The sequence below is a fragment of the Stenotrophomonas sp. P5_B8 genome, assembly GCF_054049855.1.
The window spans coordinates 1-8,183 of sequence record NZ_JBFULO010000158.1 but is presented as its reverse complement, the minus strand read 5'-3'; the positions used below and the strand labels follow the sequence as shown (position 1 = coordinate 8,183).

The 8,183-nt window shown below is 66.0% G+C and carries 8 protein-coding genes; 2 read left to right on the top strand and 6 right to left on the bottom strand.

The window, feature by feature from the left end; genetic code table 11:
• The 3 genes from ACXJKH_RS10575 to ACXJKH_RS10565 form a co-directional block, all read right to left on the bottom strand.
• On the bottom strand, positions 1-508 hold a 508-nt coding region (locus ACXJKH_RS10575; RefSeq protein ID WP_457319397.1), incomplete at its 3' end, for a PepSY-associated TM helix domain-containing protein.
• A gap of 1 nt (position 509) precedes the next feature.
• The gene (locus tag ACXJKH_RS10570; protein ID WP_457319396.1) at positions 510-2,549 is read right to left on the bottom strand and encodes a TonB-dependent receptor; all 2,040 of its coding nucleotides are present in this window, start codon (positions 2,547-2,549) and stop codon (positions 510-512) included.
• Between the two features lie 185 nt (positions 2,550-2,734).
• On the bottom strand, positions 2,735-3,178 hold the full coding sequence (locus tag ACXJKH_RS10565) for a hypothetical protein (RefSeq protein WP_457319399.1): 444 nt from the start codon (positions 3,176-3,178) through the stop codon (positions 2,735-2,737).
• Between the two features lie 225 nt (positions 3,179-3,403).
• On the opposite strand from ACXJKH_RS10565, the gene ACXJKH_RS10560 reads away from it, so the two are divergent.
• Positions 3,404-4,432 (top strand): diguanylate cyclase, encoded by a 1,029-nt coding sequence (locus ACXJKH_RS10560; protein WP_457319398.1) that lies wholly within the window; start codon positions 3,404-3,406, stop codon positions 4,430-4,432.
• A gap of 79 nt (positions 4,433-4,511) precedes the next feature.
• Here the strand turns inward: ACXJKH_RS10560 and ACXJKH_RS10555 are convergent, their stop codons facing one another.
• Positions 4,512-4,682 (bottom strand): CsbD family protein, encoded by a 171-nt coding sequence (locus ACXJKH_RS10555; RefSeq protein WP_256774579.1) that lies wholly within the window; start codon positions 4,680-4,682, stop codon positions 4,512-4,514.
• A 223-nt stretch (positions 4,683-4,905) separates the two neighbouring features.
• Between ACXJKH_RS10555 and ACXJKH_RS10550 the strand changes: the two genes are divergently transcribed.
• Positions 4,906-5,196, top strand: coding sequence for a hypothetical protein (locus tag ACXJKH_RS10550; protein ID WP_457319395.1), 291 nt, complete (start codon positions 4,906-4,908; stop codon positions 5,194-5,196).
• Positions 5,197-5,253: 57 nt separating this feature from the next.
• On the opposite strand, the gene ACXJKH_RS10545 is transcribed toward ACXJKH_RS10550, so the two are convergent.
• Together ACXJKH_RS10545 and ACXJKH_RS10540 are read right to left on the bottom strand one after the other, a co-directional pair.
• Entirely contained in the window at positions 5,254-5,730 is a 477-nt protein-coding gene (locus ACXJKH_RS10545) for a hypothetical protein (RefSeq protein ID WP_457319394.1), read from the bottom strand.
• A 99-nt stretch (positions 5,731-5,829) separates the two neighbouring features.
• Positions 5,830-8,004 carry a methyl-accepting chemotaxis protein gene (locus tag ACXJKH_RS10540; RefSeq protein WP_457319393.1) on the bottom strand — a complete coding sequence of 725 codons (2,175 nt, stop codon included), beginning with the start codon at positions 8,002-8,004 and terminating at the stop codon, positions 5,830-5,832.
• Positions 8,005-8,183 lie beyond the last annotated feature (179 nt).

The following is an 8,183-nucleotide window of genomic DNA, read 5'->3' as shown; positions in this document are numbered from 1 at the left end:
GGTAGACACCGGTCAACACCAGCAGGATGGCCCAGCCGGCAGCGATCTCGATCAGCGCACGGGCGTAGTCACCGAGCAGGTCCAGGCTGTGCAGCCGGCGTACGACACCGGAGAACGTGCCTTTTTCCGGCAGGTATCCGAGGACGCGCGCCGAGGTCGGGTCAACGTAGTAGATCTCGCGCCGACCGTCGGCCTCCAGCACACCGATTTCCACGCTGCCATCGCTGCGCTCCGGGGTGCTGTAGCGGAACACCTCGCCAGGCGTGAGGGCGGTGACGGCGGCGATCTGGGCGCTGGGGAGCGTGCGAGCGTGCTGTGGGTTTTCCACGACCTTGAGGTCATGGTGGACCCACCGGTCAATGGGCTTCTGGTACAGGTAGACCGCGCCGGTCAGTGCCAGCCAGGCAATGAAAGGCAGTACGAACAGACCGGCATAGAAGTGCCACCGCCACACCGCGCGGTAGAAGCGCCAGCGTTCGGTGGACGGCGGCGGGATGGCGGTATCCATATCAGAGCTCCCGGGTCCAGCTGAGGTAGAGGGCGCGGCCATCGCCGGGCGAGTAGCCGGATGCGCCGCTGTCATACCAGGCGTAGACGTAGAAGCGGTCCGTCGCGTTTTTCAGCTGCAGGGCCAGGCTGTTGCGCGGGTCCAGGCGGTAGGTGGCGCTCAGATTCAACAACGCATAGCCACCGTAACGGCCCAGCGTGTTGGTGCGTTCCACGAAGTAGTCACCCTGGCCGTTGCTCCAGGCGCTGAAGGTCCAATCGGGGGTGGTCGTGTACTCCACGCCAGCGTTGGCCAGCCAGTTCGGCACGTTCTCGACCTGTCGCCCACGGGTCTGCGGTGTGCTGGGGTCGGGCACCTTGATCACCGCCTTCTGCCGGGAATACGACGCCCACGCACGCCAGCGCGCGCTGGCCTGCCAGGTGAGCTGCGCGTCCCAGCCGCGGCGCAGGGTTTTGCCGACGTTGCCCACTTCGTTGCTGCCCACGCTGCCGTTGACGCCGAGGATGGTGGCCACTTCGTCGGAGGCGCGTTGTTCCCAGTAGGCGATGCGGGCCTGCAGCCCTTGCATGGGTGCCCACTTGAGGCCGGTCTCCCAGCCGTCGTTGATCGACGGCGACAGATTGCCGGGCTGCGTGCGGTAGGCGCCGTTGCCGCTGCCGATCTGGAACGTGCGGCCCCAGTTGGCGTAGGCGACGGTGCGGCTGCCCAGGTCATAGGACACGCTCAGCTTGGGCTGCCTGATCAGGCCGTAGTCGTACACCGGTGCACGCGTGCCGTCGGCGACGTTGTGGAAATCGCCGTAGATGCGGTCCACGCGGTAGGCCGGCACGATTTTCAGCGCGTCGAAGGGGCGGATCACGGCCTGGATATACGCACCGTGGGTGTCGAGATCGAACGCCCAGTCGCGCAGTGTGGCCTGACGTTCGCGCGCGACAGTGCGGTAGCGGCGGGCGGTGTTGTCCTGCCATTGCCCATCCACGCCGGCATCGAGCACCAACTCGGCCAGAGTGGTGGTGGGGCGCCAGGTGGTGTTGAGGATCAGCCCACGGTGGGTTTCATCGTTGAAGCGCTCCTGCTGCGCGCCGCCTGCGGTGAAGGTCACCCAGCGCTGGTTACGATAGTCGTTCTGGTAGGCCTTGGCGTTCCAATGCCAGTCGCTGGCGAGGGCGCCATCGAGGTGCAGCGCGGTCTGCACGGTTTCGCGCTCACTGCGGTCGTCGCGGGCGTAATCGGGCGACTGCCAGGGATCGGCCTGCACTTGCGGGTAGCTGAGATAGCCCGCTTCCAGCGCGGCGTTCTTGTAGTAACGACTGGCCAGACCGGCGCGCCAGCGGCCCTCGGGATCGGTGTAGAACCACTTGCCGGCGAAGCTGCGCTGGGTGCCCTCGGCATGGTCGCGCTCACCGTCGGTGCCACGCCAGCCGATGAAATAGTTCTGCGACCAGGCACCGTTCTCGACGCCCTTGGCCAGTTGCACGTCCTGTGTGCCGAAGCTGCCGACGGTGACGCTGAGCTGGCCGTCGTTGCCGCCATGGCGGGTGAGCACGTTTACATCACCGGCGATGGCATGCAGGCCGTAGCGCGCGTCGTTGGTGCCGCGCACGATCTCCATCGCGCTGATGTCCAGCGGAAACACCGCATCCAGGTAGGGCATGCCGCCGGCGTTGTCGTTGCTTGGGACGCCGTCGATGAGCAGTTTGACCGCGTTGATGCGGCCTTCGCCGTTGAAACCACGGAAGGAGAAGCGGCCGGCATCGGTGCCCATCTTGAACTGGGTGACCTGCACGCCGGGGGCGTTCATCAGCAGCTCCCAGCTGTGATCCACCTTCTGCTGCTGCAGCAGGTCGCCACCGAGGATGTCCACGGAGGTGAATACCGACCGTGCCGACAGGTCGCGCTCGGCGCTGGCGCGGGCCTGCACGGTACCCAGGGTGAGCACGGTGTCCTCCTTGGCGGACGCCAGCGACGGGGCCAAGGCAGCGCTGGCGAGCGCAATCAGAGTGGCCCTGGAAAGCGGGCGGGAAGCGGGAAGTCTGTTCATGGTCCACAAGATCGAGTTGCCGCGACCACCGCGTGGTCGAGACAGGCAAAAGAGCCGGCGGGTCAGCCGGACAGCGGAGGGGAAGGGCAGTATCCAGCGCGCGCATTCGGCCCGGCAGAGTTGCCGGGTGAGTGGGGCGGGTACGGACGGCCGGGCGCGATGCGCGCCTCAGGACGCAGGCTGGATCAGCAGGCGAGGGCGGGCGGCGGACCGCGGGCGCCGAGTGTGCCTGGCGGGGGCATTTGCGGGGCAACGACCTGCCTCGCCAAAGCCCGGAAGACCGCGGGCCAGAGCGCAATGAGCAGAAGCAGGGCGACCAGCAGGCTGACCATCCGTGCGGCGATCAGACAGTAGTCGCAGTCCACGCCCATGGCATGCTCGGCGTGGGGATCTGGAGACTTGGCCGGCGTGATGGCTGGCGATGCCGCCTGGCCATGCGCGCGCGGGGTCGCCATCGCCATCGCGTGATCCATGCCATGCGCCGTATCGTGATGCTTGGGGTACGCGCCCACGGGGGCGGGGTCGAGCGCGGGGTGGGGTGCGCCATGGGCGTTCGGCGCCTGGGAAGCGTTTACGCCCGGGTGCGCCAACGCCCGGCTGACCAGCGGCGCGACCCCCACCAGGAGCATGGCCAGGCAGGCCCAGGCATGAAGCCAGCGGTGGAGGGCAGGAGAGCGCACGGGGTTGATTCTAAGGGAGGCAGCGGCCGTGGCCGTCTGGAAGGCCCGCGCGCAGCCTGCGACCCGATGTCGCACCGTCCCGTGCCGATATTGACCCGTTATTTACGCCACAGTGCCAGACTGCTCCCGATTCCGGTGTGCGGATCGGGCTTTGGCGGAAGTCGAGGGGGAAGTGTGCCGTTCTTGACGGATTCTGCGGAATTGGCGGTGGAAGGAATCGGCGCGGCCCGCCGCATTGGCTGGATGCGGTTTGTCGGCAACGGCCTTGCCGCCCTGCCGATTGCCTCGATCATCCTCGAGCGCAACGACGGTGTGGTGGCGTGGGTGCTGCTGCTGGTCAACGCGTTGCTATGGCCGGCCATTGCGCTGGCCTTGATTCACCGCGCCCAGAAACCGGCAGCGGCGCAGTTCCGCTGCATGGTCATCGACTCGTTGCTGGGCGGTGCATGGATTGCCTTCATGGCGCTCAGCATCGTGCCCAGTGCGTTGTTCGCGGCGCTGCTGGTGGCCGACAAGATCGCCGCAGGTGGGGTGAAGCTGGCGGCGCGGGCGACCCTGGCCCTGGTGGTGGGATTCGGCGTGGCCTGGCTGGCCCTTGTGTTGCCCTTTCAGCCGGTGACCTCACAGCGCACGATTGCCCTCAGCCTGCCCTTCCTGTTCGTGTATGGCATCGGGCTGAGTCTGCTCAGCTGGCAGCTGGCGCGCCGGGTGAAATCACAGAACCGTCAGTTGCAGCGCCTGAGCCGGATGGACCCGCTGGTGGACCTGGCCAACCGGGGCTTTCTGATCCAGCGTGCCCAGCAGACGCTGGAGAGGTCGCACCGTCATGGCGGCGTTGCCTGCTTGTTGATGCTGGATGTGGACGACTTCAAGCGGATCAACGACGGGCACGGTCACCGGGCGGGTGACGAGGTGCTGCGCCACATTGCGGCGACGTTGAGGGACTTCATGCGGCCCGGCGATACGCCGGCGCGGCTGGGTGGGGATGAGTTTGCGGTGTTGCTGATGGAATGCACGTCTGCTGAGGCCATGCAGGTGGCTGAGCGGATCAGGGAACGGTTGCAGGCCAACCTGCCCGCAGAAGTGCGTTCGATCCAGATCAGCGTGAGCATCGGCATTGCCGAGGACTGGCTGGCCATGGCCGACCGGGCGCTGTATGTCGCCAAGCGACATGGCAAGAACACCACAAGCTTCGCGGAGTGAGCGTAATGCCTGGCGTCCATCCGTACGCAATTCCAACGCCACTGCTCCCTCACCGAAGTGCGGGAGCAGCGCGCCGGATTCAACGGCGGGCGTCGTCTTTTGCCTTGCCCACTTCACTCTGCACCTTGCCCACGGTTTTCTGGGCCTTGCCTTCGAGCTCCTGGGCTTTGTCGCCGGTGACCTTGCCGGCCACTTCCTTCACGGTGCCCTTGACCTGGTTCTTGACACCTTCGGTACGGTTCTTGTCCATCTCAAATGCCTCGCGGTTCCGCCCGTCGGTGGGCTTGAGCATGCTGCTTGCCTGGAAGTGTCGCCCGGGTGAAATATGACGAAAGTCAGGCAACTGGATTCCGAATCATTCAGGGTTGAATGCGATGCGTAACGGCGCCTTCGCGCGGCAGGCATCGCATCTGCACCTGGGCTCCACACCGCGCTATCTACAGTCGCCTGCATTCCCTCGATGGCGCGCCCGCGTGAACCTGCAGACCTCCTCTCCCTATCCGCTGCCCCGGCGCGCGCTGCCCGATAGCTGCCACTTCGATCTGCTGGAAGTGAGCGCGTTGCAGGACCCCTGCAGTGGCCGCATCGTGCATCTGTATTCCATGGTGGCGCGCTGCCTGTCGTGCGAGGTCATCTTCAAGGCGCAGGAGGGGCAGGGCTTTGTCAGTACCTCGGTGGCGCGCGTGCTGCGCTGTCCGACCGGGTGCGGTGAGCAATCGCTCAGGGGGGCTGCGCTGCGTCGCTGGAGCCCACAGGCGGCCTGACAAACAAAAAGAGCCCCGGGACATCCCGGGGCTCTTTTGTTGTGTACTACCAGTCTTTCAGGCGGGCAGGTCCCACTTTTCATCGTCTGCCGGTTTCTGCTTGTAGATGACGCCTGCAAAATCCACGTGGAGTTCGGTCCAGCCACYAGCATCGCGTCTGGCCAGGAGTTCAAAGTGCCTGGGCTTGCGGGCGGGTTTACCTGAGACCTTCCAACCGGCCTTCTTCACCGCGGCCAGCACCGCACGCGGATCGGCCGGTGCATCGGAGGGGGGGTGCTTGGGGCCGTGATGCGGCTTTTTGTGTTCCACCTCCACGAAGGCGCCCCCCTTCCTGGCGATGCGTGCGACTTTGATTTCCGACGGGCGTTGTTCGCCCTCAAGCCGTACGGCAAGGCCCTGCGCGAGAGGAAACGCTTCTGCGCCTTTCGGCCCCAGATCCGCGAGATAGGTCTGATCGTTGCTGACCAGCGTGAAGCGATGCGCGAAGACGTGCTCGATGACGCCGGCAACGGCGATTTTTTCATGGTGCGGCATGCATTTCTCCTGAGAGCGCCCAACCGCGGGCGCTGTCAGTCAATGCGGGCCATTGCCGAAGTTTCAAGCAATGGCCCGCGGCCGCTGCTTGGCCGTTCATCATTGAAGACTGTGGGCAAGGCGCGGGGCAGCGACGGCGCGCGTGTGCAAGGGGCGGTCACGGCGCACCGCGACCGGGTCGATCGTGAAGGCGGCGACGGCGTGCCGGAGCCCGGACGCCTGGACGTCGAGCTCGGCAGCGGCCGCGGCAGCCTCTTCGACCAGCGCGGCGTTCTGCTGCGTGGTCTCATCCATGCGGCCGACCACCGCGTTGACCTGCTCGATGCTGGAGGATTGCTCGCGGGAGGCGGCAGCGATCTCCTGCATGATGTCCGTCACCCGCTGCACGCTCGAAACCACCTCCTGCATCGTGGCGCCGGCGGCGCGGACCTGCGTGGATCCCTCGGCGACCCTGGCGGCGGAGTCGTCGATGAGTTCCTTGATCTCCCTGGCCGAGCTGGCCGCGCGTTGCGCCAGGCTGCGCACCTCGGCGGCGACCACGGCAAAACCACGGCCCTGGTCACCGGCGCGTGCGGCTTCCACCGCGGCATTCAGCGCGAGGATGTTGGTCTGGAAGGCAATGCCGTCGATCACGGTGGTGATGTCGGCGATGCGGCGCGAAGCGGTTTCGATGCCGTCCATGGTGCTGACCACCTCGTCCACGATCTCCCCACCGCGCCCGGCGACAGCGGCGGCGTCGATGGCCAGGCGATTGGCCTGGTCGGCCGAGGCGGAATTCTGCCTGACCGTGGAGGTCAGCTCCTCCATCGACGCGGCGGTTTCCTCCAGGCTGGCAGCCTGCTGTTCGGTGCGCCTGGAGAGGTCCTGGTTGCCGTTGGACAACTCCGTGGCCGCGCCGGTAATGGACTCGGACGAGAGATGGATGCGGCGGACGATATCGGCCAGGTTGGTGGCAGTCTTGTTGGCATCGGCCCCCATGGTGGCAAAGACGCCGCGGAAGTCGCCCTCCATGCGCGCGGCCAGGTTGCCCGATGCAACGTCATTGAGGAAGGTGGACAGTGCTGCGAGGTTCTGCTCGGCGGTGCCCATCAGGCCATTGAGGTTTTCCACCATGGCGCGGAAATCGTACTGATACGCCTGCGGCTCGCCGCGCGCGGAGAAGTTGCCCTCGGAGGCGGCCTGGGTAAGCTCGCGGATGTCACGGTTGATCGAGGACAGGTTGGCCTTCACCCGGTCCATGGTCTCGGTGATGATGGCCTTCTCGCCGGGCAGCCGTTGCATGTCGTCGGACAGGTCGCCCACCGCGTAGCGGCCGATCAGGTGGACCAACTGCATTTTGATGGCGATATGCGCCGCCACGATGTCATTGGTATCGCGCACCATGATGCCGAATTCACCCGGGTAGGCGGCCGCATCCATGCGGTAGCTGATCTGGCCACGCTCGTGCCGGGCCGTCATCTCGCCCAGCTCGGCAATGACGCGCCGGATGCGTTGGCGCATCTGCTCCATGGCCTCCAGCAGCTGGCCAGCCTCGTCGCCCCGATGTGCCACCAGAGCTGTATCCAGCTTGCCCTGGCTGACGTCGCGGGCGGCCTGCAGGGCAGTGCGCAGGGGGCCGACGACGCTGCGCGTGAGCGCGATGGCGATGACCGTTCCCAGCGCCAGCGCCAGCAGCGTTGCGCCGATCATGAGCATGGCAAAGCCGCGCGCGGTGGCCGTCAGCTGTTCGGCGGTGGCGGCGCTCTTGGCCTCCTGCCAGTCGATGAAGGCGTTGATCGAGGCCAGCCAGGCCACGAAGGCCGGCTTGGCCTGGGTGAGCATCAGCGCTGTTGCCGACTGGACATCGCCGGCCTCGCGTTGCTTGCTGACTTCGGCCAGCAAGGGGAGAGTGGCGGCCTCGTTGGCGCGGATGGCCTTCAACATGCCGATCTCTTTGCTGTCCGTGCTCGCCGCGATCATCTCCGACAGGGGTTTGGCGGCCACCGCGTAGTCGCCGGCGAGTTTCTCGATCTGTTGCGTGGCCTCGGCCCGGGCCTGCGGGTCATCGGTCAGGACCACGTCGCGCAGCGCGATCGCGCGGTCATGCACACTGCCCCTGAAGTTGATGGCCAGGCGCTGCTTGACCGCGTTGACGTCATTGATCGTGTGCAGGTCGTTCTCGATGAGGTGGACCCGATGGATGCCCACCAGAGTCAGGACGACCATCAGTCCTATGAGAGCGGAGAAGCCAACGCTCATGCGCTGGCCGACACGTAGATTCCTGACAAAGTGCATGGTGTGGATAGCCTGGTGAGATGCAGAGGGGAGGCGACGAGCCGGAGCTCAAGTTGCGCGGTGGAGAACCGATATCGGCGGCGCACCGCTTTGCTTCAAAGACGTGCGGCGGAGCATTTAGGTGGCGATGCAATTTGTGACGCGAGGGTGATGAAGTTCATCCCAGGTAACCTGCAGCG